26 protein-coding genes are annotated in these 26147 nt (G+C 64.4%); 11 read left to right on the top strand and 15 right to left on the bottom strand.

Features of this window, described 5'->3' with window-relative positions:
* Position 1: 1 nt before the first annotated feature.
* The 4 genes from ACNHGR_RS08185 to qhpE all read left to right on the top strand — a co-directional run bounded on the left by ACNHGR_RS08185 (position 2) and on the right by qhpE (position 4508).
* Entirely contained in the window at positions 2-1093 is a 1092-nt protein-coding gene (locus tag ACNHGR_RS08185; RefSeq protein WP_475285298.1) for a YncE family protein, read from the top strand.
* A gap of 64 nt (positions 1094-1157) precedes the next feature.
* Positions 1158-2162, top strand: a complete 1005-nt coding sequence (locus ACNHGR_RS08180) for a hypothetical protein (protein ID WP_475285296.1) — start codon at positions 1158-1160, stop codon at positions 2160-2162.
* Positions 2159-3859: an ABC transporter ATP-binding protein gene (locus ACNHGR_RS08175; RefSeq protein WP_475285294.1), complete on the top strand. Its 1701-nt coding sequence runs from the start codon at positions 2159-2161 to the stop codon at positions 3857-3859. Before ACNHGR_RS08180 ends, ACNHGR_RS08175 begins: the two co-directional genes overlap by 4 nt.
* On the top strand, positions 3825-4508 hold the full coding sequence (gene qhpE, locus ACNHGR_RS08170; protein WP_475285292.1) for a subtilisin-like serine protease QhpE: 684 nt from the start codon (positions 3825-3827) through the stop codon (positions 4506-4508). Before ACNHGR_RS08175 ends, qhpE begins: the two co-directional genes overlap by 35 nt.
* Here qhpE and ACNHGR_RS08165 read toward each other — a convergent pair.
* Complete coding sequence (locus ACNHGR_RS08165) at positions 4484-6520, bottom strand: sulfotransferase family protein (RefSeq protein ID WP_475285291.1); 2037 nt, start codon at positions 6518-6520, stop codon at positions 4484-4486. The two genes, qhpE and ACNHGR_RS08165, sit on opposite strands and share 25 nt — an antisense overlap.
* Positions 6521-6913: 393 nt before the next feature.
* Here ACNHGR_RS08165 and ACNHGR_RS08160 point away from each other — a divergent pair, with 393 nt between their 5' ends.
* Both ACNHGR_RS08160 and ACNHGR_RS08155 read left to right on the top strand, forming a co-directional pair.
* The gene (locus tag ACNHGR_RS08160; RefSeq protein WP_475288362.1) at positions 6914-9571 is read left to right on the top strand and encodes a TonB-dependent receptor; all 2658 of its coding nucleotides are present in this window, start codon (positions 6914-6916) and stop codon (positions 9569-9571) included.
* Positions 9572-9588: 17 nt separating this feature from the next.
* Positions 9589-9885, top strand: coding sequence for a hypothetical protein (locus ACNHGR_RS08155; RefSeq protein WP_475285289.1), 297 nt, complete (start codon positions 9589-9591; stop codon positions 9883-9885).
* 14 nt (positions 9886-9899) lie between these two features.
* Here the strand turns inward: ACNHGR_RS08155 and ACNHGR_RS08150 are convergent, their stop codons facing one another.
* From ACNHGR_RS08150 to ACNHGR_RS08115, 8 genes are all read right to left on the bottom strand, one after another.
* Positions 9900-10607 carry a hypothetical protein gene (locus ACNHGR_RS08150; protein WP_475285287.1) on the bottom strand — a complete coding sequence of 236 codons (708 nt, stop codon included), beginning with the start codon at positions 10605-10607 and terminating at the stop codon, positions 9900-9902.
* Between the two features lie 69 nt (positions 10608-10676).
* Positions 10677-11189 carry a c-type cytochrome gene (locus tag ACNHGR_RS08145; protein ID WP_475285285.1) on the bottom strand — a complete coding sequence of 171 codons (513 nt, stop codon included), beginning with the start codon at positions 11187-11189 and terminating at the stop codon, positions 10677-10679.
* Positions 11190-11201: 12 nt separating this feature from the next.
* Complete coding sequence (mauA, locus tag ACNHGR_RS08140) at positions 11202-11747, bottom strand: methylamine dehydrogenase (amicyanin) small subunit (protein WP_184265860.1); 546 nt, start codon at positions 11745-11747, stop codon at positions 11202-11204.
* 26 nt (positions 11748-11773) lie between these two features.
* A complete protein-coding gene (locus tag ACNHGR_RS08135; RefSeq protein ID WP_184265857.1) occupies positions 11774-12376 on the bottom strand; it encodes a methylamine utilization protein MauD in 603 nt (200 codons plus the stop codon).
* Positions 12377-12380: 4 nt separating this feature from the next.
* Positions 12381-12914, bottom strand: a complete 534-nt coding sequence (locus tag ACNHGR_RS08130) for a MauE/DoxX family redox-associated membrane protein (RefSeq protein ID WP_475285283.1) — start codon at positions 12912-12914, stop codon at positions 12381-12383.
* 2 nt (positions 12915-12916) lie between these two features.
* The gene (locus ACNHGR_RS08125) at positions 12917-14095 is read right to left on the bottom strand and encodes an amine dehydrogenase large subunit (RefSeq protein ID WP_475285281.1); all 1179 of its coding nucleotides are present in this window, start codon (positions 14093-14095) and stop codon (positions 12917-12919) included.
* A 155-nt stretch (positions 14096-14250) separates the two neighbouring features.
* Entirely contained in the window at positions 14251-15432 is a 1182-nt protein-coding gene (locus ACNHGR_RS08120; RefSeq protein WP_475285279.1) for an MFS transporter, read from the bottom strand.
* Positions 15433-15511: 79 nt separating this feature from the next.
* A complete protein-coding gene (locus ACNHGR_RS08115; RefSeq protein ID WP_475285277.1) occupies positions 15512-16165 on the bottom strand; it encodes a TetR/AcrR family transcriptional regulator in 654 nt (217 codons plus the stop codon).
* Between the two features lie 212 nt (positions 16166-16377).
* On the opposite strand from ACNHGR_RS08115, the gene ACNHGR_RS08110 reads away from it, so the two are divergent.
* Positions 16378-16854, top strand: coding sequence for a c-type cytochrome (locus ACNHGR_RS08110; RefSeq protein ID WP_475285276.1), 477 nt, complete (start codon positions 16378-16380; stop codon positions 16852-16854).
* Positions 16855-16867: 13 nt separating this feature from the next.
* Here ACNHGR_RS08110 and trmB read toward each other — a convergent pair whose 3' ends face one another.
* From trmB to ACNHGR_RS08080, 6 genes are all read right to left on the bottom strand, one after another.
* Positions 16868-17575 carry a tRNA (guanine(46)-N(7))-methyltransferase TrmB gene (gene trmB, locus ACNHGR_RS08105; protein WP_475285274.1) on the bottom strand — a complete coding sequence of 236 codons (708 nt, stop codon included), beginning with the start codon at positions 17573-17575 and terminating at the stop codon, positions 16868-16870.
* 43 nt (positions 17576-17618) lie between these two features.
* Positions 17619-18713, bottom strand: coding sequence for a hypothetical protein (locus ACNHGR_RS08100; RefSeq protein ID WP_475285272.1), 1095 nt, complete (start codon positions 18711-18713; stop codon positions 17619-17621).
* 149 nt (positions 18714-18862) lie between these two features.
* Positions 18863-19042: a hypothetical protein gene (locus tag ACNHGR_RS08095; protein ID WP_475285270.1), complete on the bottom strand. Its 180-nt coding sequence runs from the start codon at positions 19040-19042 to the stop codon at positions 18863-18865.
* Between the two features lie 276 nt (positions 19043-19318).
* Entirely contained in the window at positions 19319-20518 is a 1200-nt protein-coding gene (gene metK / locus ACNHGR_RS08090) for a methionine adenosyltransferase (RefSeq protein WP_184265828.1), read from the bottom strand.
* A 57-nt stretch (positions 20519-20575) separates the two neighbouring features.
* Positions 20576-22165, bottom strand: coding sequence for an apolipoprotein N-acyltransferase (gene lnt, locus ACNHGR_RS08085; protein WP_475285268.1), 1590 nt, complete (start codon positions 22163-22165; stop codon positions 20576-20578).
* Position 22166: 1 nt separating this feature from the next.
* Complete coding sequence (locus tag ACNHGR_RS08080; RefSeq protein WP_475285266.1) at positions 22167-22802, bottom strand: YqaA family protein; 636 nt, start codon at positions 22800-22802, stop codon at positions 22167-22169.
* 142 nt (positions 22803-22944) lie between these two features.
* On the opposite strand from ACNHGR_RS08080, the gene ACNHGR_RS08075 reads away from it, so the two are divergent.
* From ACNHGR_RS08075 to ACNHGR_RS08060, 4 genes are all read left to right on the top strand, one after another.
* Positions 22945-23787: a hypothetical protein gene (locus ACNHGR_RS08075; protein ID WP_475285264.1), complete on the top strand. Its 843-nt coding sequence runs from the start codon at positions 22945-22947 to the stop codon at positions 23785-23787.
* An 87-nt stretch (positions 23788-23874) separates the two neighbouring features.
* Positions 23875-24492, top strand: a complete 618-nt coding sequence (locus ACNHGR_RS08070; protein ID WP_475285262.1) for a DJ-1/PfpI family protein — start codon at positions 23875-23877, stop codon at positions 24490-24492.
* 117 nt (positions 24493-24609) lie between these two features.
* A complete protein-coding gene (locus tag ACNHGR_RS08065) occupies positions 24610-25257 on the top strand; it encodes a glutathione S-transferase family protein (RefSeq protein ID WP_475285261.1) in 648 nt (215 codons plus the stop codon).
* A gap of 179 nt (positions 25258-25436) precedes the next feature.
* Positions 25437-25970 (top strand): hypothetical protein, encoded by a 534-nt coding sequence (locus ACNHGR_RS08060; RefSeq protein WP_475285259.1) that lies wholly within the window; start codon positions 25437-25439, stop codon positions 25968-25970.
* Positions 25971-26147: the final 177 nt, after the last annotated feature.

Raw genomic sequence — 26147 nt, 5'->3', positions numbered from 1 at the left:
GATGCAGAAACTCCGTTATGTCCTGGCGGCGGGTCTGGCCGCGCTGGCGACCATCCCCACCCATGCCGCGACCCTGTTCATGGGCGCCTATCCCGACGTATTGCTGGTCTTTGACGAAGGCAAGGGCGCGGTCACGCAGAAGATCAAGCTTGATACCGGCCTGCCGACCGCCATGACCTTGTCCGACGATGGCAAGCGCATCTATGTGTCGACCATCACCACCAGCGGGATCGAGGTGATCGACGCGGCGAGCCGCAAGGTCATCAGCAAGTTCAGCCTGAATGACGGGCTGAACAAGGTGCGTTTCTGGGGCGGAGTGCCGGACCCGGCAGGCCGCTATTTCTATACGATCGTCACCAGGATCGACAAGGAAATGGACCGGTACAAGGTCAGCAAGCCGCTTTATGGCGTCGTTGACCTGAAGCTCGGCAAGCTGGTGCGTACCGCCGAGATCGAGAAGGACGATGAGAAGGCGATCGGCGGATATCGCGTCGCCTTCAAGGTGTCGAGCGACGGCAAATATCTCTATGCCTTTGGCGAGAAGGTGATCGTCATCGACACCGCGACGCTGAAGGCCACCGACCGCATCGACCTGGCCCGGCCCGAAGGCACGGGGCTGGAGAATGTCGGCTTCGGCGGATCGCTGGAGACGCTGCGCACGCCGGGCCAATATGTGTCGCTGTTCAACGCGGCCGACCCCTATATCCACAGCAAGATGTTCGGGCTGGCGCGCTTCGACCTCAACAGCCGCCAGTTCGATTTCACGCCGATCGGCCCGGCACCAGCCGCGATGGCGGGGCTGGAAATCACGCCCGACGGCAAGCAGGCCTATACGGTCGTGACCAATGGTACGCTGGGGGCGAAGCGGTGCGAATTCTGGCACATGGACCTTTCCACCAACGCGGTGGTGGACAAGGCGGAATTCCCCTGCCGATCGCGCTTCCGCTTCGGCATGTCGATGGATGGGGCCAAGCTCTATATCTACGGCGCCAGCTTCGACATCGAGGTCTATGACGCCAAGACGCTGAAGCTGGAAGCGACCTGGGATCTGGGCAATGACGCGACCGGGGCGGGCATGGTGGCGGTGCCGTGAGGATGGGGCGCCGCTCCGCTCTGCCCGTTTCTCGACTTCGCTCGAAACGAACGGGTGCGAGAGCGTGAAGCATGTGGCCATCCGGGGTAGCGGGATGGCCGCCAATGCCTGCGCGCATCTGCTGCAAGGAGCGGGGCTCCGGGTCGGACAGGAGCCAGCCCATCGCCCGCCGGTGCCCAGCCTGTTGCTGAGCGAGGCGGCGCTGGCCTTGATGCGCGATTTGTTCGCGCGGCCGGATCTGTTCGCCGATGCGCCGCGCGTGCGGCGCCGGCTGGTCGCCTGGGGCGGGGCGCCGGTGATGGTGCCGCATGAGGCGGTGCTGGCGTCGGAGGCGACGGTGCAGGCGGCGCTGGCCGTGCCGGGCGACGCGCCGATGGCCGCGCCCGATTTCACCCTATATGCCGCGACGCCGCTGCCTGTGGGCGAACTGCATGTCTTTGGCGAGCGAGATGCGGTTGCGGTCCGTGTGCGGTTGCGCGATGCGGCCTGCCGCGAGGAAGGGCGGGTCGAGGCGGTCGAGAGCGGCTGGCTGTTTCTGGTGCCGGCGGAGGAGGAAGAGGGCTGGCTGCTGGGCGTCGGCGGTGCGATCGACGCGCTGCTGGCGCAGAGCCGGCTGATCGCGCCGGTGGTCGATCCGATCGGCGGATCGTCGCGCCCGTTTCCGGCCGCGCCGCGCATGCATTTGCCGCTGGTTGGCGACGACTGGCTGGCCTGCGGCACGGCGGCGATCGGCTTCGATCCGATCTGTGGCGATGGCACCGCCCAGTCGATGCGCGAGGCGATATTGGCGAGTGCAGTGCTGATGGGAATCGCGGAGGGCGGCGATCGGGCTGCGCTGCTTGGCCATTATCAGGCGATGCTGATCGCGGCGATGCGGCGGCACCTGCTGCTCTGCGCGCAATTTTATGCCGATGGCGGGCAGGGCGAGTGGTGGCGGGCGCAGCATGCGGCGCTGATGAAGGGACATCACTGGTGTACCGGGTTGCTGGCGACGCTGCCCGAACCGCAATTTGCGCTGCACGGTCTGCGGCTGGTGCCAAGGCGGGTGCCAAGGTGGGCTGCGGCATGAGCGGGCCTGCGCCTGTCGCCGAATGGCGCAGCTATCGCCGGTTGCTGCCCTATATCCGGCCCTATCGATGCGGGCTGCTGCTGGTGCTGGCGATCAGTGTGCTGTCGACCGTGCTGGGATTGGCGCAACCCTATCTTTCCAAGCTGATGATCGATCAGGCGCTGTTGCAGCGGGACATGGGGGCGCTGTGGCGGATCGCCGGGATCATGGTCGCGGTCACGATATTGGGTTTCGGCGTCAACATCCTGGCGAGTTACCGCTATGTCCGGCTGTCGGCGGCGATGCTCTATGACATGCGCGCCGCGCTGCTGCGGCATCTCCAGACATTGTCGCCGCGCTTCTATGCTAGCTTTCGGCTGGGCGATCTCGTTTCGCGGATGAACAGCGATGTGAGCGACGTGCAGCGGATTGCGTCGGATACATTGCTGTCGGTGGTCAGCAACCTGCTCTTCTTCATCGGCTGCGTCGCGATGATGGTCTGGCTCGACTGGCGGCTGTTTCTGGTGGGCGTGCTGCTGGTGCCCGCTAGTCTTGCCGCCTTCATCCACTATCAGCGCCGGCTGACTGCGCTGACCCGCGACATGCGGGAACGGGGCGCGGATCTGGGGAGCCTGCTGGTGGATACGGTGATGGGCATGCGTGTCGTTACGGCGTTGCGCGCGGGCGAGCATGAGGTCGGGCGGTTCAAGGCGAAGAATGACGCCTTTATCGGCGCGATGCTGCGGATGCAGGTCGCCTCCTACATGACCGGGGCGCTGCCGGGGACGCTGATGGCCGGGGCGACCTCCGCTGTCATCCTCTATGGCGGCTGGCGGATCATTGAAGGGGACATGAGCATCGGCACGCTGGTCGCCTTCATGACCTATCATATGCGGCTGTTGTCGCCGATCCAGACGCTGATGGGGCTGACATCGGGGCTGGCCTCGGCACGGGTGTCGCTGGGGCGGATCTTCGAACTGTTCGATACCCGGCCCGATGTCGAGGAGCGCGCCGATGCCGTCGCGATCGGCCGGGTGCGGGGCGAGGTGCGTTTCGAGCGGGTGGCGATGCGCTATGATCGCGATCCGGTGCTGCGTGCCATGGATCTGGTCATTCCCGCTGGCAGCATCTGCGCGATTTTGGGGCCGAGCGGTATCGGCAAGTCGACCATGGCCGACCTGATGGTGCGCCATGCCGATCCGACCGGGGGACGCTTGTTGCTCGACGGGCATGACCTGCGCGACCTGCGGCTGGACGATCTGCGGCGCGAGGTGATGCTGGTCGACCAGTCGCCCTGGCTGTTTAATGACAGCATCGCCGGCAATATCGGCTTTGCCGTGCCGGACGTTCGGACCGAGGATATCGAGGCGGCGGCGCATGCGGCGGGGCTGGATGGCTTTTTGGCGCGGCTGCCCGATGGGCTGGAAACGCGCACCGGCGAGCGGGGGCTGGCGCTGTCGGCGGGGGAGCGGCAGCGGATTGTCATCGCTCGCGCGCTGCTGCGGCGGCCGTCGGTGCTGATCCTGGACGAGCCGACTTCGGCGCTGGATGGAGAGACGGAGGCACTGGTGGCGGGACGGCTGCGGGTTGCTTTGCCGGACGCGACGATCATCCTCATCACCCACAAGCCGGCGCTGGCGCGGATCGCCGATCAGGTGGTCACGATCGCCGACGGACAGGCGCATGTCGCGCAGCGGACCGAGCCGGTTGATGCCTGATCCGCTGCGCATCGCCGTGATCGACAGCGGGGTTCATCCCGAGCATCCGCATATCGACGCGGCGCGGCTGTTGCCCGGCTTTGCGCTTGCGAAGGATGGTACGGACCCGGGCGGGGACGTGATCGACCGGCTGGGCCATGGCACGGCGGTCACCGCCGCGATCCAGCATCGGGCGCCCGATGCGCTTTGCCTGCCGATCCGGGTGTTTCATGATGCGCTGAGCACGACGGCGCGGGCGCTGATCGCAGCGATCGACCGGGCGGTTGCGGCGCGGGTGGATATCATCAACCTCAGCCTTGGCACGGTCAATCCCGCGCATGGCGATGGCTTTGCGGCAGCGGCGGATCGCGCTTTGGGCGCGGGCATATTGATCGTCGCGGCACGGGATAAGGACGGGGTGCCGTGTTATCCGGGGAGCCTGAGTCAGGTGTTGGGCGTGGGGCTGGACTGGGATTGTCCGCCGGGCGCCTATCGGCTGCGCGAGGGGCTGGCCTTTGCGTCCGGCCATCCCCGGCCGATCCCCGGCGTGCCGCAAAGGCGCAACCTGTTCGGCGTCAGCTTTGCCGTGGCCAATATGACCGGGCTGATCGCGCGCGAAGGGCAGGTCGATCCGGCGGACTGGATTCAGATGGCCGGGACGTCCGGATAGGCATCCACCAATGGTCCCAGCGCGTCGGCCAGCGGGCCGAGATGGGATGCGAAGCGCTGCCAATGATCGACGCTGCCGCTGTAGATGGGCTGACGCACCTGTTCGGAACTGGCGGTGCGCACGGCGCGGTCGGTCTGCCAGAAGGACAGGCAGGCCGGTTCGAAATCGAGGCCCAGATAGGCAAGCAGCCGGTCGACTTCGCCCGGCGTGTCCGCGACCATCTGTTCGTAGATGACGCGATGGACGCGGCCGGGCGCGGCGGCGTCATAAGCGGCCATCAGGGCGACATAATCGCGATAATAGCGGCCTATGTCGGTGAGATCATAGCTGAACGCCTGACCACGGGCGAAATGCTGTTTCCAGGCCGAAAAGCAGCAGCCCATCGGATGCCGGCGCGCATCGATGATGCTGGCGTTGGGCAAGATCAGCTTGATGAGGCCGACATGCTGCCAGTTATTAGGCATCTTGTCGATGAAGCGGGGCTTGTCGCTCTGGCGGTGGACGCGGGTCTGGTCGACATATTCCTCACCCAGCCGCTTGCGGTCGGCGGGCGAGAGGGATGCGGCCATCGCGGCAAAATCGGCAAATTCGCCATCGTCCACGCGCGATTGCAGGCGGCTGGCGATGACCATCATTTCGGGCAGTTCCATCGTGCCTTCCACCCGGCTGTGGCTGGCGAGGATCTGTTCGACCAGCGTCGATCCGGACCGGGGCAGGCCGACGATGAAGATCGGATCGGGGGCAGGGCAGCCGCCATCGCCCATCGCGGCGATCAAGGGAACGGTGAAGGTGGCGGCGGTCGCCGCGACCTCGGCGGAAAATTCGTTCGCGTCGTGGCGGATCATGGCGCGACGCAGGCGATTGCCCGCGTCATAATGGCGGAAGGCGGCGTCGTCGGCCTTCCTGTCCTCCAACGCCTTGCCCAGCGAGAAATGGAGGTGGAAGACGTCTTCGCCCTCGCTCTGGCTATCCTGTGCCAAGGTGGCCAGCGCCTGTTCCATGGTTGCGATATCGTCGGCGTCGAACTTCACCGTCTTGAGATTGGCGAGGCTCCACCAGGCTTCGCCCATGGTCGGGCGGTGATGGACGGCCTGACGATAGGCATGGACGGCATCCGCCTGTAGCCCCAGGGTTTTGAGCGCATGGCCGAGATTTTGCCAGACCTGCGGCTGGTCGGGGCGGTCGGCGAGCAGGCGTTCGTAGATGGCCCGCGCGCCCTGCTGGTCGCCCAGACGCACCAGCACCGAGGCGCGGATCAGGTCATAGCCCGGATTATGGATCGGCGAGCGCGCCAATATGTCGGCATGGGACAGTGCTTCGCGCAGGCGATTGTTCTGGAGCAGCAGCCGGATGAGGAAATCGCGCGCCAGATCGAAGCCCGGCGCGAGCGTCACCGCCCGTTCGACCAGTGCCAGCGCGGTCGTCATGTCGCCGCGCCGCCACTGGACCTCACCGCGCAGACGGGTGCCGGCAGGGTCTTGCGGCAATCGTTCGGCGCGGGCGGCCAGCAGCGCGTCGGCTTCGCCCAGATTGCCCGCATTCATCGCCATGGCCGCTTCCAGCAGGTCGCGGTCGCGCGAGGCGGCATGGACTCCGGACAGGTCGGCGCGCCAGCCATCCTCTTCGCGCCCGACCATGCGGAGCAGGCCGGCGAGCAGGAACCAGCCGCCCGCGACCGCCGGTTGCAAACGGGTCAGCGCTTCCAGCGCGGCAATGGCCTGTGGCTGGTCCCCGGCCTCCTGCGCGGCCTGCGCCAGTTCCCACAGAACTGCCGGGGTTTGGGGATGCTGACGGGCGAGCGGGGCGAGGCGGGCAAGAGCCGCCTGCGGCTGGCCGAGGCGCCGCAGCGCCTGCCCGACCAGCAGTTCGGCGGGAGGAAGTCGGCCGGCGCGACGGATGATCGCTTCCGCCTGCGCCAGCGCCCTGTCGGGATGTGTTTCAAGCCAGCCGGCCGCCTGTGTCAGTGCCGTCTGGATGGTATCGGTTGCCGTAGCGGCAGGCGCGTTCCCCATAGCCCCTCATATTTGTGCGACTGCTCAAAATTCTATGGCGCGCGCAGGCCCCCGTCGAGTCAGCCTGTCGCAAAAGTTTCAAAAACTTGCCGAACCGCCGCTTGACATGCCGTGTCCTATTGGCAGTATCGAATTTAGGACAGTTGTTATGAATGCTGCCAAAGCGAACTGTCCAAGGGTGTAGACGAGATAATCAGCGTGACCGGCGCCGTTGCGGCGATCCTGAAGGGCATGTCCTTCGGGCAGGGACATGTTTGCCCTGTCCAGATCGACCGCGAGCGCAATGCGTCATGCAAGACCCGGAAAGCCGGGCATAAAAATGGGAGAGGCCGAGTCGCAACGCATACAGGGGGTATTCGTATGGCCATTCGTCTCCGTTCGCGCAGGGTGCGCATGTTTTGCGCGCTGGGTACGAGCACGTTTCTGACACCGATGATCGCACCTGCCATGGCGCAGGAGCCCGTTCCGCAGGCGGCGGACAGCGCCGAGGCGGCCGCCGACGCGGCGTCGGGCCTGGGCGAGATCGTCGTCACCGCGACGCGCAGCGCGCAGAGCATCCAGAAGGTGCCGATTTCGATGCAGGCGCTGGGGGCCGAGAAGTTGGCCGAACGGCAGGTGAAGGGGCTGAGCGATTTCGCGTCGCTGCTGCCATCGGTATCGTTCGAGGGGATTGGGCCGGGCCGCAATACCGCCTTTTTCCGCGGCATCGTGCCGGCGGGCGGCGCCTATGCCTCGGTCGGCTATTATCTGGACGATATTCCGATCACCGGCACCGAAGTGCCCGATATCCATGCCTATGACATGGAGCGGGTCGAGGCGCTGTCCGGGCCGCAGGGGACGCTTTATGGCGCGGGGTCGCTGGCCGGTACCATCCGTCTCATCACCAACAAGCCCAAGCTGGACAAGTTCGAGTTCGGATACGACGTCGAAGCCAATAAATATGGCAAGGGCGATTTTGGCGGGCAGCTTGAATCCTATATCAACGCGCCGCTGAGCGACACGCTGGCGGTGCGGGCGATGGGCTATTATCGGCGCGATGGCGGCTATATCGACAATACACCCAATAATGGCCTGCTGAACGATGGATCGCCGGCGGTCTATAATCTGGGCGACAATAATCCCAACACCTTCTGGAACCTCGACAATAGCGATATTGCCAAGGACGATTACAACACGATCAAGGAATTTGGCGGTCGCCTGCAATTGCTGTGGGAACCGGTTGATGGCTGGTCGTTCAACCCGTCGATCACGGCGCAGAAGCAGGTGTCGAACGGCTATTTCGGCTATGACCCGCGCGTCGGCGACCTGGAAGTCCATGACTATGACCAGACGAAGAATGACGACCGCTGGTATCAGGCGGCCTTGTCCATCCATGGCCATATCGGCGACTGGGAGGTCGTGTCCGCAACCGGCTATTTCAAGCGGCGGCAACGCACGCTCAATGACTATACTTATTATACCGTGACCTATGACGGGTTCGGGCCGGGCTATGAAAGCTATCTGCAATTTTTCGACAATTGCACCGGGACTGGCGCATCGCAGCAATGTTCGCTGATCGACCCGACCCAATATTATCATGCCGATACCAAGCGGAACAAGTTCACGCAGGAATTGCGGATCAGCACGCCGAAGGACTGGCCGTTCGACGTCACCATCGGTGGCTTCTATCAGCGGCAGTCGAACAAGCTGAACACCAGCTATGCCATTCGCGGGCTGGACACGATCACCGGCTATACCGCGACCGGCGGCGGCGATGTGGCGGGCGGGCTGATCGGCGTGCCGGCCATGTATGGGATCGCCTATGACGAGGATGGCAATCCCTATTTCGATACCAGCGACGTCATCAATCCGAACGGCAATCCGCTCGGCACGATGATTTTGGGGACGCAGGCGGTGAAGGGCGATGCCTTCTACTTCGTCGAGCAGGACCAGCTTTATCATGACAAGGCGATCTTTGCCGAAGGCCATTATAATATCACGCCGACGCTGAAGCTGACCGGCGGCATCCGTTATTTCTGGACCGATTATAAGGTGAAGGGCTTTGCCGGCGTGGCCGGATCGGCGGCGGGTGTGGGTTGTACGACGCCCTTCCCCGATGATGAGCGGCTGACCTGTATCAACACCAACACCAATGCCGCCGATGGCACGGGCCGGTACAAGGAAGATGGCGAGACGCACAAGATTGCGCTCGACTGGCAGTTCCAGCCGGACAAGATGGCCTATTTCAACTATTCGACCGGTTTCCGGCCCGGCGGTTTCAATCGCCCGCTGCGTATCCGCAGTCTTGGCAAGATCGTGGACGTGGCCCCGTTCGAATCCGAAACACTCACCAATTTCGAGCTGGGCGTGAAGACGACCTGGAACAATATGTTCCGGTTCAATGCCGCCGTCTATTATGAAAAGTGGAACAATATCCAGTATAGCGTCGTCGTCGCTGGCGCGCAGGGCGCGGGCATGACCGGCAATGCGGGCAAGGCGGTGGTCAAGGGTATCGAATATGATGCCGACCTGAAGCTGGGTGAGATTACCATCTCGACATCTGGCGCTTTTAACGACGGCAAGCTGAAGGGCGATTTCTGCAATTTTGCCCTGAATGATGCCGGCACCGCGATCGGCCAGTTGAGCAGTTGCGCGCCGGGCGTGGATGTCGGGGCCAACCCGCCGATCCCGTCGGTCGCGGCGGCCGGTGGTACGCGCCTGCCGCGCCAGCCCCGGTTCAAGGGGACGACGTCGGTCCGCTACGACACGATGCTAGGCGATTATAGTGCCTTCCTTCAGGGGGCTGCACTGTATCAGACCGGGGCGACGCAGGATCTGAATGTCGATAGCAATGCATTGCTGGGCAACACCAAGGGTTTCGTCAGCTTCGATTTCTCCGGCGGGATCAAGAAGGATAATTGGAGCCTGACCCTGTTCCTGCAAAATGCCTTCGACAAGCGGGGACAATTGACGCGCAATACCTTCTGCTCGATCGATTTCTGTTCGGGATCGTCGCGCACCTTCACCATCAAGCCGCAATTTTTCGGCGTAAGGTTCGGCCAAAAATTCTAAAGAGGTCGCCGAACTTGATGGCCATGCTCCGCCGGATATCCGCGCGGGGCATGGCCATTTTCCTGGGGGTGGCTGGCCTGTTACTTGCCATACCGGCGGCACCGCGCGCGCAGGAGGATCATTCCGGCCTGACGCGGGCGGACTATCGCCGCAAATGCCTGATGTGCCACAGTCGCGCCGCGCCCGAGGGGGTGGCGCCGGAGATATTGGCGGGGCTGCATCCCGAACCGGGACTGACGCCGGCCGTGGCGATGCCGGGGGTCACATGCTGGCGGCGTTGCACGACATGCTGGCCGGGGGACGGGCGGGAGTAGGGGGGCGATTGCGGTTAGTCGCGGCTGATCCACGCCCTCAACCGATCAATGATGCGAGGTGGCCCGAGCAAGCGGGTCGCATCGGGCACAGAAATTGCCAGCAGATAAGCGATTTCCTCGAAAGAGATATCAGGCCTTTCGCAGCGCAAGTCTTCCGCCGTCGCAATCAGCGCGGGCGAGCGAGGATTGAGGAATGTCCATGGTTCGCTCATTGTCCTGCCGAGCCACAGAACCTGCTCGTAGGTTAGAAACTCGTCGGGCCATTGGCTGCTTTCCTCAATGGCTTCCCGCGTGAGCGACGATATGCGGTAAAGGTAGAAATTGTCGTAAATGCGGTCGTCCTGCGCGATCATCCAGTCTTGCGTGCAGACCCGGCAATGGGAGATGTATAGCCACCATTTTTCCCGACCATAATCCATGATCGGGTCAAAATGTGCGAAAACCTGTTCGGAGTAGAAATCGCCGCCCATCCTGATGACGTCGAGATTGCACAGGGAGAGGCATTCGCATTGCTTGCTGGTTTCGAGAAAGCTTTTTAGTTCCTGTCGGAGGGGCCAAAGCTCATCCCGATTGCGATAATCGGCGAACTGCAATTGCTGATGGCGTTCTTCACCAAGCCATTTGCCCAGATCGACCTGAACGAAGAGCCATTGCTCGAAATCCGGGCCGGGCATGTCGCCCCGGACGAACTCCCAGCACGTGCGTAATTGCTCTTTGGTCATGGTAAAATCTAGACAGCAAGATGAGGTTGCTCACAAGCTGCGTCATAGCTTTTCAGTGCAACGCCGATACTACCGCCCCGCAGACGGAAACAACAGCCGCAGCGATGCTGGCGCGTGGCACTGTCTGATCGCGGCCTCCACATGGCGGGCGCGTTCGGCGGTCAGGGAGGCGGAGGACAGGGCGAAGCGCCGTTCGCGGGCGACTTCCTCGGCGGTGAAGGGGGCGCTGCCTTGCGGTACGCTGTTGCCGCCCAGGCCGAAGACGACGAAGTTCATCATGTCGGCGAGCTGCTGATTATCCCTGATCCGGCTCAATGCGACATTGGGCAGGCGGATGAGATAGGCGCGGGTCTGGGGCGTGCAGAGGAACCAGCCGACCCGGCCGCGTAGTTCGGGCAGGGCTGCGGGGGCGGCGCTGCCCTGGACCCCGTGGCAACCGCCGCAATTTTCGACATAGTCGGACCGGGCGAGATCGGGATCGGTGATCGCGGCAGGCAGCAGCCCCATGGGCGGCAGCGCGGCGCGGCCGATGCCGACTGCGCCGAGCAGCGCCAGCGATCCGATCAGCCATAGGCGCTTCACGGGTCCGTCGCCCTAGCTGGCCGCGCCCACCAGCACGGCGGTGGAGCAATGATATTCCATGCTGCTGGTGCCGAAACACCAGATCACGTCATTGTTGAGCTGGGGCATGTAGAGCTGGGTTTCGCGGTCGGTATTGTCGCAGCCGCACTGGCCGCAGGCAGGCTTGCCGCAACAGTCGCGATAGGCGATCAGATAGGCCTTGCCATCGTCCGGGTTGATGCAGGTACCGACCCAGGAGACGGGCGAAGGCTCCGACCCGGCCGGGCAGCTATGGATGCCGCCGCCGCAACAGGTGCAGAGCGCGCCGTCGATCGCGCAATAGCGCCAATAGTCGCACTTGGTTTCGTCCTTGCTCTGCGCGGTGCGGGCGAAGGCGGTCTTGGCTTCGGGCGAGCGGTCGGGCTTGGCGGCCTCTGCGCGGCTGACCGGCAGCAGCGGGAAGGCGGGGGCGGCGACCAGCGCCGCCCCCAGCCGCGAGAGCATGGAGCGGCGCGAGGTGCCGCCGGCCAGCTTGCGCAGCAGCTTTTCCCCCATGGCATCTGCGTCGAACTTCTTCATGTCACGGACCCCCTATGTTTGAAAAATCAGGCCGCCTGCGCCTTGAGCGAGCCGATATAGTCCTGCACCGTCCTGATCCCCATTTCATGCGCGACGATCAGGCTTTCCAGATGTTCGCGGCTGTTGACCAGCCCCTTGGACAGGATGGTGCCTTCGGCATCGAGCAGCACGGCGAAGGGCAGCTTGGCGACGCCATAGGCCTGACCCACATCGGGGCCGTTGACGAAGGCATAGCCGTCCAGCCCATGCTGGGCGATCATCGCGCGCTGGGCGGCGACATCATCATCGCCGACGAAGGTGAGCGCGACCCGCTCGTCCCGCGCGAAGGACTTGGCCATCGGGATGATATTCTTGCACAGCGGGCATTGGGCGGACACGAACATCAGCAGGCGCAGCGCCGTGCCATGGGCATGGCCGCCGATCGTCACCGGCGCGCCGTCGATGGTGCGGGCGTCGATCCTGACGATGGCGTCGCCGACCGCGGGGCCGCCGCTGGTGGCGAGCGCCCCGGCCGGGGCGACGCGGATATGGAGGACGCCGACCTGCCGCGCGACCGCCAGCAGCCCGACGCCAAGCGCCAATATGACGACCCAGGAGAGGATCTGCGCGATGATGAGCGAGGTCAGCATATATCTATCTCCGGTAGGCGGCGGCAGGGGCGGCGATCAGCGCGAGCAGGGCGCCGAGCAGATGGTAGGCGAGGAACAGCGCGACCCCGCCGGCGGCGGCGGTGGCGATGTCCAGCGATGACAGCGGCGGAGCGGGCAGCAGGCGCGGCGCGATCAGGGCGATGAGCAGCAGGTTGCGGACGACGAGCGGCCAGCCGATCGGATGGCGCAACTGGGACCGGCCGCAGCCGCAGTCGATATGGCTGCGCCCGCGTCGGATGTTGATCGCCATCGCGCCGGCAAAGAGGCTAAGCAGCAGCATGGCGAGCAGCACCGGCACCGGCGCCAGGCCGGCAAGCAGCGTGGCGCCGATGACGATCTCCGCCAGCGGCAGGAGAGTGGCGGCGGGCGCCACCAGCACGGGAGGCAACAGCCGGTAACTGGCGATCACGCCGGGCAGCAAAGCGCGATGGCGCAGTTTCGACAGGCCCGCCTGCAACAGGATCAGGCCGATCCCGATGGCAGCCGCCAGCGCGGCGATCGCCAGACCCAGCGCCATGGTCAGGACGGGTCCGCGACCGTAATGGTGCTGCCGCCGGCCTTCTCGATCTTGTGCTTTTCCTCCCAGGTGGCGAGGTCGATGACGATGGCGGTGCCCTTTTCCCCGTCCATGATGAGCAGCGGCTTGTCCGACTGGGTGACCTCGATATTGTTCATCGGTTCTTCGAGCGGACGGCGCTTCACCACCTTCTGCGTGGCAAGGTCGACCTCCCACACTTCCGTGCCCGACGCCTTGTGCGACCAATATTCGCCCATGTGCATCAGCACGAACAGATGGCCGGTCGCGCGGTGCAGCGCCATCGGCTGACGCCCGCCCGGATACCAGTTCAGTTCCAGCGGCTTGGTTTCGCCCGGCCGGATGCCGGCGGCCGCCTGGATCGAGAAGGGGGCGGAGATGGTCGGCGCCGGGCCGAGCTTCGCGGTCCAGACCTGGCCGGTATAGCTGAGGAAGGTGGTTTCCTTCTTCTTCCGGTCATAGGTGAAATTGTCGAAGATCGGATCGTCGGTGGACGAGAAGAAGGGCGCGCTGTGGGTGATGTCGGCCTTCGACCCGGTCAGCTTCACCGTGGCGAGCGACCCGTCGCCGCACAGGGCGGAAAAGCCGACGCCCGGATTGGGCATCATGCTGGCGCAGCCGGGCAGTTCGACATTGGCGACGAACTTGCGTTTCACCAGATCGACGATGTTCACTGATGAGGCGGGGCTGAGATTGTAGACGAAGCCGGTCTTGCCGTCGTCGCTGATGATGAAATTATTCTTGCGCGATCCGATGAGGATGCGGTCGGGAATGGTGATTTCGGTGACCAGCTTCAATTCGCGCGTGTCATAGACCGACACCATGTCCTGCCGGGTGCCGCGATCGCCCTTCGACCAGATGGTTTCGGCGACATAATAAAATTTGCCGGCCGGGTCGATCGCCATGTCGGCGAGGCGCCGGGTTTCGACCATGCCCTTCATCTTGCCGGTTTCGCCGTCGAAGATGCTGGTGCCCGGCATGTCCCAGCCGCCGTCGATGAAGAACCAGTTGGGCTTGGGCGGCTCCATCGTCACGACATCGGACGTTTCCGGCTCCAGCGCGGCCGTCGTGTCGGCGGGGGCGGCATGAGCGGTGGCGGCTGCGCACAGGGCCAGGCCCAGAGCAGTGGCGGCGAAAAATCCCCTGACGGCGGCATTCGACATCTGGTGTGATCCCCCTTGATCGGTGCGGCGCCGCCGGACTCATATGGTCCCGATTACGGTGCTGGAAGGAAGGCTGGACAAGTGTCAAGGATTGGTCAAGGGGGTAGGTCGCGCCAATGGAAATATTTTCATGCCCTTGCCGCGCTAGGGCAGCGTCAGGCGATAATCTGATGCACGCCATCGATCCGTCGGGTGCCCGAATGCCCCGGCATGCCGGCGATCAGCAGGGCGATGCAGCCGGCGATCAGGGCAACCAGTGCGCCATCGACCAGTCCCTGCGGCCCCAGCCCGTCCGACAGCATCGATCCGGCGACCGGGCCTGCAATCATGCCGAGGCTGTGGACGCACGCAACGAAACGGCGGAACAGCGGGCTGCCGCCGCCCGCCGTGGTGGCAAGGCCCGAAAAGCGGATGATGGTGGCGGTCGACCCGATATTGAGCAGGCCGATCGCCAGTATGAACAACGTCGGTGCGCCGGGCCGGGTGAGCGCGAGCGGGGTGAGCAGGCAGAGACCCGACAACAGGCCGGTCAGCGGCAACGGGATGACGCTGCGTTCGCGCATCAGGGCGATCGCAGTCAGCGCACCAATCACCGATCCGATCGCAACCGCCTCGCCAATCACGTTGTCGTCGATGCCGGCGGCCAGCGCCAGCGCGCCGGAAAAGCTCCAGATCATCATCGTGGCGGCGATGAAGCAGAACAGGGCGGCGGCCAGCGCCCATGCGCGGGGCGGAGCAGGCGTGCGATCATGGGCTTCGTCCGGCTGCGCTCGTGTCGGGACGGCGGTGGACATGAACGCGCACAGCAGCAGGACGCCGATCGGCGCCAGCGCCAGCAGTCGCAGCGCAGTGGCAGGGCCGGCGGCGTCGCCGATTGCGGGAAGCAGCAATGCAACCAGTGTGGAGAGCAGCAACTGGATCAGGAAGACAGCGGCATAGGCGCCGGTCGGGCGATGCGAGGCGGCTGCACTCATCGCATGGGTATAGGCAACGCCCATGCCGACACCGAACAGGCCGCGCACGGCGACCAGCATGCCCATCTCTTCCACCGCGGGCGTAGCGAGGCTCGCTACGGTCGCGATCAGGGCGGCGAGGGCAGGCGTCCCGGCAGGCAGATGGGCGCCGCCCCGCCATATCGCGATTGCGCCGATCGCCATGCCGCCCTGGGTTGCGCCGACGATCCAGCCATGATCGGACGGGTCAAGGCCGGTGACGGCGGTCAGCAGGGTGAGGAAGACGGGGTCGATGCCGGGCTGCAACATGGCGAGCGCGGCAGCGGCCATGCAGGCGATGCTTCGGTCGGTTGCCCATGCGGGCAAGAGGCGGCGTCCTTCCATGATGGTCCCCACAGCATAAACCGGCGCCGGTGGCGCCGCTGCCGTTCAGACCATCACTCTCCCCCCATCAAGAGCGGCGTCAGGCCGCTTCTGTCATCAAGGCTGCAAGATCGCGCGAAGTCACCGTCTTGGCAAGATGCACGAAGGAAGTCGCCGCAAGTGCGGTAAAGACCGGCATCTTGTGCGCCCATGGCTTCTGATGGCCGAGAAAGGGCGTCGATCCTTCCATCGAGGCGCTGATGAACAGGGCGACGCTGTGCACCTCATCCGGGGTCAGGGCCGGATTGATCTGGGCCACATATTCGCCGATCACTTCCTGCGCCTTGCGATAGAAGAGGCGCACCCGATCCGCGACGAACTCGCTCTGGTTGGCGAGCGCCCAGAGTTCGGTGAACAAATAGGTAGTGCGCTTGGTCTGGATATCCTCCAGACACAGGATGATGACGAGTTTCAGCCGTTCCTCTGCGGTGAGGCCGGGCTTTCGCACCATTTCCTCCAGCAGCTTGTCATAGGATTCCAGCATCTCGTCCAGCATTACCTGGATCAGCATTTCCTTGCGCGGGAAATGATAGCTGACATTGCCGACCTTCATGTCGCAGCGCGCGGCGATACGGCGCAGGGTGAAGGCATTGGCGCCTTCATCGATCAAAACGTCGAGGGCCGCCTTGAGGATCTGGTCGACCGTTTCGGACCCGCGGGCATAGATGCCGGGCCGTGAGGGAGCGAGTATCATATCAGATTTGCCTTGATCGGCTTTCTATCATGGCTTGGGTTCCCGCGCCACCCTTTGCGCGTGTCGGAAAATGAGCGGCTTGACGAATATTTGAAGCATGTCCAGTATTGCTGCATTCATATAAGATTGGGAAGAGGCGGAAAATCCGGCATCGTGTCCAGAGCGGCGCGGTTCCCGGACAGTTGTCCGCCATGTCCGGGGGAAAACAGGCGATGATTCAGGGTATCAAGCGCGTCACTCTATCCCTTCTGGCCGTCATGGCGGCGCATGTGCCGGCGGTGACGATGGCGGCGGGGCCGCAGACCTTCGCCAGTCGCTGCTCCATGTGCCACCAGCCATCGGGTGCCGGCCTGCCCGGCCAGTTCCCGCGCCTGAGCGGTCGCGTGTCGCAGATCGCGACCAGCACGGACGGGCGGCGCTATCTGGCCATGGTGCTGCTTTATGGCATTTACGGGCCGATCACGGTGGACGACAGGAAGATCACGGGATTGATGCCCGGCATGGGGACGCTGAGCGACCAGGATGTCGCCGACGTGCTCAATCATGCTGTGTCGCTGAAGAAGGCCGCAAAGCCGGCGGCGGCCTTCACCGCGGCGGAAATTGCGAAGGTCCGGGCGGGCGGCAAGATGACGGCGGCGCAGGTCGCGGCGGAACGCGGACGCCTCGCCGCCAAGGGGCTGATCCCCTGAAGATTTCCCTGCGTCAGGCCGGCAAGGCGCGGCGGCGGTAGCGGAAATACCAGACTTCGTGGCCGATGCGGCGGGCCTTGGCTTCGTAGCGGGTTTCGGGCCAGCCGCCGGGGCGGGTCTGGAAATCCTTCGGCTCGCTGGCCAGCCAGTCGAAATCGGGATGGCCGTTCATCACCATCAGCGCCCAGCGCAGATAGACCGGATGATCGGTCCCGAAGCGGAATTCGCCGCCGGGCTTCAACTTCTTCGCGATCATGGCGACCGGACCGGGGTTCATCATCCGGCGCTTGGCATGGCGCGCCTTTGGCCATGGATCGGGGTGGAGCAGGTAGACGAAGCTCAGTGAGCCGTCGGGGATACGGGCAAGCACATCAAGCGCGTCGCCCATGTGCAGGCGGACATTGCCGAGCGCGCCGTCGCGGATATGGCCGAGCGCCTGCACCACGCCGTTGAGGAAGGGTTCGCAGCCGATGAAGCCATGATCGGGCAGCATGTCGGCGCGATAGGCCATATGTTCGCCGCCGCCGAAGCCGATTTCGAAATGGAGCGGGCGATCGTAGCCGAACAGGTCCGCAGAAGTCACGGCACCCTCCGCCGGCACCGACACGGCGGGCAGGAGGGTATCGACCAGTTCCTGCTGCCCCTTGCGGAGCTTTGGCCCCGACTGGCGGCCATAGAGGCGGTTGAGGGTCGTGGGATCGCCGGATTTATGCGCTGTCATGGGCAGCGCCGATAGCGGGACGCGGCGATGGGGGCAAGGCCGCCTATTTATCCTTGATGGCGTCGGGCGAGAGGGTGACGCTATTATCCTTCCCATAGACCGTCGTGACCGAGACGGGATGTTCCGACTGGACGGCCAGGATTGCCTGAGCCGGCGGCGGCATTGCGTCATAGCTGGCATATTGGAGCCATTTGTCATGCTTCTTGACGGTAAGCGACCAGGGGACGGGGCCTTTGCTGCCAAGCAGCAGGCCGGAGAGCGAATCGCGCTCTACCACAAGCAATTCGCCGGAATCGCCGAGCGGAATGGCATAGCCGTCTTCCCGTTTTTCGCCCTGATAAATGGGCAGGCGGCCGGATATGCGATCGCTGTGGACGCACAGGACAAGCGGGGCGGGCGCTTCGCCTTTCTCCCGTGCCTTGCTGCGATCATCGGTATCGACCTTGCCGGCCATGGCGCCGAGCAGCACGGCCGCGCCGTCCAGTTTCAGCTTCTTGGCGTCCGAGCCGAAGGGGCGGGCCTTCTCGCAGGCGTGGAAGGGCGTCGCGGCGGCCAGCGGCGGGAGCGTTTTGGGCCAGCCGACCTGCCGGATCATCCGGTCCATCGCAGCGTCGAGCTGGGCAGCGTCATAGACTGGCGATGTCATGCGCAGTTTGACCACCCATTCGCCGAGCGCGATCAGCGCGACGCCGCTGCTGCGGCCAAGCTGAGTGACGGAAAAGCTCTGGCGCAATCCTGCCGAGACGGTGGCGCCGGGGATGGGGAAGGCAACAGGATCGGTCTGCGGCGTCACGGTGCCGAACTTGCTGTTGGTGGCGATCATGGTCGCTGCAACATCGAACCAGAGCGCGGTCGAGGGTTCGGCGGCATGATAGACGTAGAAATTGACGTGGGTGCGGCCGATCGGGTCGTCATAGGCGACCGAAACGTCGAGCAGCCGGCCGCCGCTCAGATCCCTGACTTCGCTGCGGGCGAAGCCGTCGATCGCGGCGGGGAAGGTGATATTGCCGGGTTCATGGACCCAGGGCTGGTCGGCCGGCGCCGTGATCGCTGTGGGCGGCGCGGGCTGGGCCATTGCAGGTGCGGCGAGCGCCGACGATGCCAGCGCGATGGCCAGAACCAGAAATCTCTTATGCATGAACTGCCCCTTCCCGAACCCCTACGGTGCAGCAGGGTAACGGGAAGGGACAGAATAACAAGCGGTTGGCGACGACGGCGAGGAGGGATGTCGTCGGATTTCGGCGGGGCCTGGCTGAAAGCCGCCCGCCGCCACCATTCGTCTTCAGGTCATTTGCACTTGATGAAACGACCCTTTGCATCCTTGCAGGGCGCCTTTTTGACGGGCGGTTTGGGGGCGCATTTGACGAACTTGCCCTTCGCGTCCTTGCACGGCGCGGCAGATGCAGGAGCAACATTGCCGGCAATCAGAGCGAGGCCGAGGAGGGCCATGGCAACCATCTTTGTCATGATATGCCTCTTTGGGGAGAGGTGTCGGGTTCGACAGGGGTTGCGAACCCGACAGGGGTTGTATGCGCCGGGCGGGGGCGCTTTCCTAATGAACTTTTCGTCATTTTATGGACAGGAACGGAGCATGAAAAAGGGCGCCGTGGAGATGCCAGGCGCCCTTTTATGATGGTGCGATGTGCCCACCCCGCTGCGGCTAACGCGCTGTGCGCGTAAGTCTCGCTGCCCTTGGCCGGAGTCACGTGCCTCCGGCCAACGCAAGCGGGAGGGGGGAGATCGTCAGGCCAGAGCCGCCTTGAGGGCGTCGACCAGGTCGGTCTTTTCCCAGGGGAAGTAATCGCCGTCGGGGGTGCGGCCGAAATGGCCGTAGGCGGCGGTCTTCTGGTAGATCGGCTTGTTGAGGCCAAGATGCGTACGGATGCCCTTTGGCGTCAGGCGGACCAGCGTCGGCAGAACGGCTTCGATCGCCGAAGCCTCGACCGTGCCGGTGCCATGCAGGTCGACATAGAGCGAGAGCGGCTCGGCCACGCCGATGGCGTAGCTGAGCTGGATCGTGCAGCGACGGGCGAGGCCGGCGGCGACGATGTTCTTTGCAAGGTAGCGGGTGATGTAGGCGGCCGAACGGTCGACCTTGGTCGGGTCCTTGCCGCTGAACGCGCCGCCGCCATGGGGCGACGCGCCGCCATAGGTGTCGACGATGATCTTGCGGCCGGTGAGGCCGGCGTCGCCATCCGGGCCGCCGATTTCGAACAGGCCGGTCGGGTTGACGTAGATGCTTTCGTCGCCGGGCAGCCAGCCTTCGGGCAGGATGTCGGCCATCACGCCCTTGACATAATCGCGCAGCTTGGCGCGGCTGTCGTCATTGTCCATGCCGGCGGCATGCTGGGTCGAGACGACGAGGGCGGTCGCGCGGACCGGCTTTTCATCGATATATTCGAGCGTCACCTGGCTCTTGGCGTCGGGCTCCAGGAAGTCGACGACCTTGGCGTGGCGGTCGGCGGCCATGCGTTCCAGGATCTTGTGGCTGTAATAGAGGGTGGCGGGCATGAGGTCGGGGGTTTCGTCCGACGCATAGCCGAACATGATGCCCTGATCGCCGGCGCCTTCATCCTTGTTGCCGCTTTCATCGACGCCCTGCGCGATGTGCGCGGACTGGCCGTGCAGGTTGTTTTCGAAGCGGAACGTCTCCCAGTGGAAGCCGTCCTGCTCGTAACCGATACGCTTCACCGTCGCGCGGACGGCGGCTTCGATTTCTTCCTGCGCGCCCGGTGCCCAAGCGCCGTTTTCATAGACGCCCTTGCAGCGGATTTCACCGGCGAGGACAACGAGCTGGGTCGTGGTCAGCGTTTCGCAGGCGATGCGGGCTTCGGGGTCTTTCGACAGGAAGAGATCGACGATGGCGTCGGAAATCTGGTCCGCAACCTTGTCGGGATGGCCTTCGGAAACGGATTCCGAGGTGAAGAGGAATTGTTTGCGCATAGGACTCCCGTAAGACGATGACGGACGAAAGGATATAAAGAAAACTTTATGTCGCTATTAGCTTTTGCCTTTGCGGAGCGCAAGGGCTGCGCCGAGCAGCAGAAGCATCAGTGCGAAAGGCGCCCAGTTGCCGAGCCGCGCAAACAGCGTGGGCGGGAGCGCGGGGGGCAGGCCGGAATCGAGGAAGCCGGCGCGGTTGAGGCCGAGCGCGTGGACGACCTGGCCGCGCGCGTCGATGATCGCGGACACGCCAGTGGGGGTGGAGCGGATGATGGGGATGCCTTCTTCCAGCGCGCGCAGGCGGGCTTGGGCGAGATGCTGGACCGGTCCCCAGCTGCCGAACCAGGCGTCGTTGGAGGGGTTGAAGAGGAAGTCGGGGCGGTTGGCCGGATCGATCACTTGCCCTGAGAAGATGATTTCATAGCAGATCTGGATGCCCATTTTCAGCGGCGGGCGGCCGGGATTGGCGGGCAGGGTCAGGCTTTGCGGGCCGGGGCCGGGCCAGAAATCCGCGTCGCCCGGCACGAGGCGGGACAGGCCGATGGGTTCGAGGATATTCCGCATCGGCAGATATTCGCCATAGGGAACCAGATGCGCCTTCGAATAGCGGCCGGCGATGGTGGCGGCGGGGGTGACGATCCAGACGCTGTTATTGGCGCCGGAAAGCTTGTTGACGAGGGTGCCGTCCTGCTCGACTGGCTTGAAATAGACCTTGTCTCCGCCGGTCATCAGCAGGTCGTTGGGGCCGAGCAGGTGCGCGAGGCGGGCGCGCCAGTCGGGTTCCATGTCGAGATAGGCGGGGATCGCGGCTTCGGGCCAGAAGATGAGGCGCGGGGCAGGGCGGGGTTGGCCCGACAGGGTCGAGAGCTTGCGGAAATTGCGATATTCCGCCTCGATCGAATATTTCTCGTCCTGGCCGATATTGGGCTGGACCACGCGAATGCGCGGCGCGCCTACGGGCGTGGTGGGGGCAGAGGACAAGATGCCCCAGAGCGAAAAGGCGAAGAAGGGCAGCAGAAGCGCGGTAGTGGGACGGGTCTGAGCACGCAGAGCGAGCAGCAGGCCGCCGGCGGTCAGGATGGTGATGGCGCCAAGGCCGTAAGTCCCGATCAGGATTGCGCCGATCGCCGCGCGCGAGGGCAGCAGGGTGACGCCCAGCGGGTTCCAGGCGAAGCCGGTGAAGAGGGTCGAGCGCAGATATTCGGTGGCGATCCACAGGGCGGCGAAGAGGAGGATGAAGGATACTGGCTCGCTTTGCTCGCCTACCCACCCCCGGCCCCTCCCTGAGAGGGAGGGGAGTTTTCGGGAGAGCCACCATGCGCCCAGCGTGGCGAGGCCGGGATAGGCGGCGAGGTAGAGGGACAGGAGGACCACCGCGCCATAGCCGAACCAGTGGGGCATGGCGTCCTGAAAGGTGAAGGCGTGGGCGATCCAGTTGAGGCCCAGGGTGAAATGGCCGACGCCGAACAGCCAGCCGCGCAGGAAAGCGGCGCGGCGGTCTGGTGCGCGCTCGATCAATAGGATCAGCACGATCAGGCAGGCGAGCGTGACCGGCCAGAGATTGAGCGGGGCGAAGCCGGTGGCGGAGGCGAAACCCGCCAGCAGCGCCGCGACTTTGGGGTGGCGGGCGAAGGCTTGCTTCAGCACGTCAGCGGATCGATTCCATCGTGGCGCCGGAGCATTTGTCGCTCTTGTGCCCGCCGCCGGTCAGCATCGAGGCGGCGATGAAACCGCCGACGATGAGGACGAGGAACAGGGCGGAGAGGAGGGCCAGATATTTCTCGATGAACGCCTTGATCGGGCGGCCGAATTTCCAGAACAGGAAGCCGACGAGCATGAACTGGAAGGCGCGGCTGACGATGCTGGCCCAGAGGAAGGTGAAGAGCGACAGGCCGACAAAGCCCGCCGTGATGGTGATGAGCTTGAACGGGATGGGCGTCGCGCCCTTGATGAGGATGATTTCCGCCCCGTAATCGCGCAGATAGCAGGCCGCGACCGGGAATTTGGCAGCAAGGCCGAGGGCGGTGAGGATCTGTTGCCCGACCGCTTCATAGAGGAAATGGCCGATGCCATAGCCCAGCAGGCCGCCCAGCACCGAGGCGAGGGTGCAGATGAAGCCGAAGCGGATCGCCTTTTCCGGGCGGGCGAGGCACATCAGGCCGAGCAGCGGGTGCGGCGGGATCGGGAAGAAGCTCGATTCCATGAAGCTGATGGCGAAGAGCCACCGTTCGGCGTGGCGGTGCGCGGCCTTTGCCAGCGTCCATTGATAGAGCCTGTTGAGCATTGCCGCCGACCTAGCCGAGATCGTTTCGGGTCGCCAGCGCTTTTGCGTGACGATTGGGCGACAGGATAGAGGGGGACGGGCTTGATTGTTCGGCGCCGTCTGGGCATGACCCCCACTTTCCAAGACCTGTTCGGCGCCGCATTTGACCTTTTCTTCGATTCCCTGGGACAAGGTGCGGCAACGTGCGGGCGGCATCGCCTTTGCGCTGGTGCTGAACCTGTTGCTGTTGCTGGCTTTGTTCACCCTGTCGCCGGGGTTCCAGCCGCCCAAGCAAGACGATCGCCTGCCGGTGACGTTCGACGTCGAGACGGGCGAGAAGACCGACCAGCAGCAGGCCAAGGCGGAACAGACGCAGAAGCGCGAAGAGAAACAGTCTTCGCCGCAAAAGCAGGCCGACCCGGTGGTGCGACCGCCGGTGCCGGTGGAGAAGCCGGCCGAGCAGCCGCCATCGCCTTTCCCCTTCCTGACGCTCAATCGCGAGCAGATGGCGTCGGCCGATATCGGCAACATGCCCAAGGGAACGCAGGGCGTGGGCGAAGGCAAGGGCGACAGTTCCATGGTGCAGGGGCCGGGCGAAGGGCCGGGCGGGGTGCAGTTGTACGAGGCGGAATGGTATCGGCGGCCGACCCATGCGGAATTGTCGACCTATCTGCCGGTCAATGCGCCGGCGCGGGGCTATGGTCTGGTCGCGTGCAAGACAATCGACCATTATCATGTCGAAAATTGCCAGATTTTGGGGGAATATCCGCGCGGATCGGGCCTGGCCAAGGCGGTGCGGCTGGCGGCCTGGCAGTTTCTGGTGATGCCGCCACGGGTCAATGGCAAGAAGATGGTGGGTAGCTGGGTGCGTATCCGCATCGATTATACGCGGACAATGGTGCCGGGCGGAGTGGCGCCGGGGCCTGAGCCGGATGATGACGCCGGGGCGCAAGCGCGGCCGCAGTCTAAGCCGCTGGCGCCGGGTGTCGCCGGACCGCAATTCTGAAGGACGCCAATTCGTCGCGAGCGGATCGGGCGGATGGGTGCGCCTGCCTCTAAGGCAATGACGAGGTTCTGGTGTGCGGAGGCGGGGATGCGGGTGGCGGTGGTCACGTTCGATGGATTCAACGAGTTGGACAGTTTCGTGGCGCTGGCGCTGCTGAACCGGGTGCCGGGATGGCGGGCGGAGATTTGCGGGCCGGGCGCGGCGGTGACATCGATGAATGGCGTGCGGGTCGATGTGCAGCAACCGCTTGAATTTGCGGGTGAAGCCGATGTCGTGCTGATCGGCAGCGGGGTGCGGACGCGGGAAATCGTATCGGATGCGAAACTGATGGCGGATATGCGGCTGGACCCGGTGCGGCAGATTATCGGGGCGCAATGTTCGGGCGCGCTGCTGCTGGCGAGGCTGGGGCTGCTGGAGGCCGTGCCGGTCTGCACCGATGTGACGAGCAAGCCCTGGGTCGTGGCGACCGGCGCGCAGGTGATCGAGGCGCCGTTCCATGCGGCCGGTAACGTCGCAACGGCTGGCGGGTGCATGGCGGCGCATTATCTGAGCGCCTGGGCGATCGGGCGCGGGGCGGGGGAAGATGCTGCTCGGGACGTGATCGACTATGTCGCGCCGGTGGGGGAGAAGGCCGATACGGTCGCGCGGGTGATGGGGGTGGTGGCGCCGTTTCTGAGGCGCGATGTACTTCGCGTCGCTCAGTGAAAGGGCTTCGACGTCGCTCAGCCCGAACGGTTCATATTGAGGGCGTATAAATAGATTGCATCCTGCTACTGGATTGGCAGGATGCCCCGCCCGACCTGACGACAGAAGGAGAGAGAAATGATTATCCATGGCGCGCGGCCGTCGCCCTTTGTGCGCAAGGTCATTGTCTTTGCGGCGGAAAAGGGGATTGCTGTCGAGGTGCAGGCGGCCGGGTTCGGACGCGGGGCCGAGGGCTATCTGAAGGGATCGCCGTTCGGCAAGATACCGGCGCTGGAGGATGGCGATTTCCTGCTGTGCGATTCCACCGCGATCATCACCTATATGGATGCCCTGCGCCCCGGCACGGAGATGATCCCAGCGGAACCGAAGGCGCGTGCCCGGACGATATGGTATGAGGAATTTGGCGATACGGTGGTGCAGCCGATCGGGCAGAAGATCTTCTTCAACCGGGCGGTGGCGAAGCGGCTGAAGCGTGAGCCGGATCTGGCGGCGGCGGATGCGGCCGAGGCTGATGAGATGCCGAAAATCTATGATTATCTGGAGAATGTGCTGCCGGAAAGTGGCTGGCTGGTGAAGGATCGCTTCACGCTGGCGGATCTGGCAGCGGCTTGCCCGATCATCAATGTGGACTATGTGTCGGATGGGCTGAGCGCGGATCGCTGGCCGAAGGTTGTGGCCTGGATCGGGCGGGTGAAGGCGCGGCCGAGCGTGGCTGCGGCGATGGAGCAGGAAGCGGAGGCAATCGCGGCGATGGTTAGAAAATAACCCATATGGAACATTTTTCTTGACATCGTCACGCTGATCTGACAGAGATTGGCACAGTGGAGAAATGTGAGTCGCCGACGCGCTGATGCGGGTGACGGCAAAAGGGCTGGTCCGGAGGGACCGGCCTTTTTTGTTTTGGGCCTTTTGGCTTTTGGGTGGGGCGGACGGGGGAGGGAGGCATGGCGGGTAAGGCGGAGCGGGAACTGGTGGCGGGGCGCCAGCACAGGGGCGGCGGCGCGCGGGGGCAGAAGCGCAAGGTGCGTGAGGATAGCTGGACAGTGGAGAAGGTGCAGGCCTTCTTTGCGGCGCTGGCGGACAGTTGCAATGCCAGCGAGGCGGCGCGCGAGGCCGGGGTTTGTCGCGCCAGCGCCTATCGCCGGCGCAAGCTGGACGCGGGCTTTGCCGAGGCGTGGGACGATGCGCTGGAGGAGGGCTATGGCGAGATCGAACTGATGCTGATGCGCGAGGCGCTGCATGGCAGCGAGGTCGAGGAAGTGGTGCTGGACGGTGAGGGCGCGGTGAAGGCGCGTAAAGTGAAGCGCGGGCGCAACCTGGCCGTGGCGTTGCGGCTGTTCGCGCTGCATCGCGAGCGGATGGAGAAGCGGCGCGCGGTGAGAGAGGCGGCTGGACGACCCGACAGTGCCGACGCGATCGCGCGGGTCGAGGCCGTGCTGGGCGAGATCGGATGGCGACGGGAAATGGCGGGGGTTTAGTGGGGGTGTGGCTGTACGGAAAGGGAGCGAGCAGGGGCGGGTAGGAAACAGGGTGGCGGATTGCGATCACTTGCGGACACCCCACATCCGTTCGGGCTGAGCCTGTCGAAGCCCTGCTCTTTCTTTTGGGCTTATGTTGGAAGAAAAGTGCGGCCCTTCGACAGGCTTAGGGCGAAC

The organism is Sphingobium sp. RS1 (assembly GCF_056156825.1).
The sequence above is the reverse complement of the archived record's forward strand: the minus strand, read 5'-3'. Positions and strand labels throughout refer to the sequence as shown.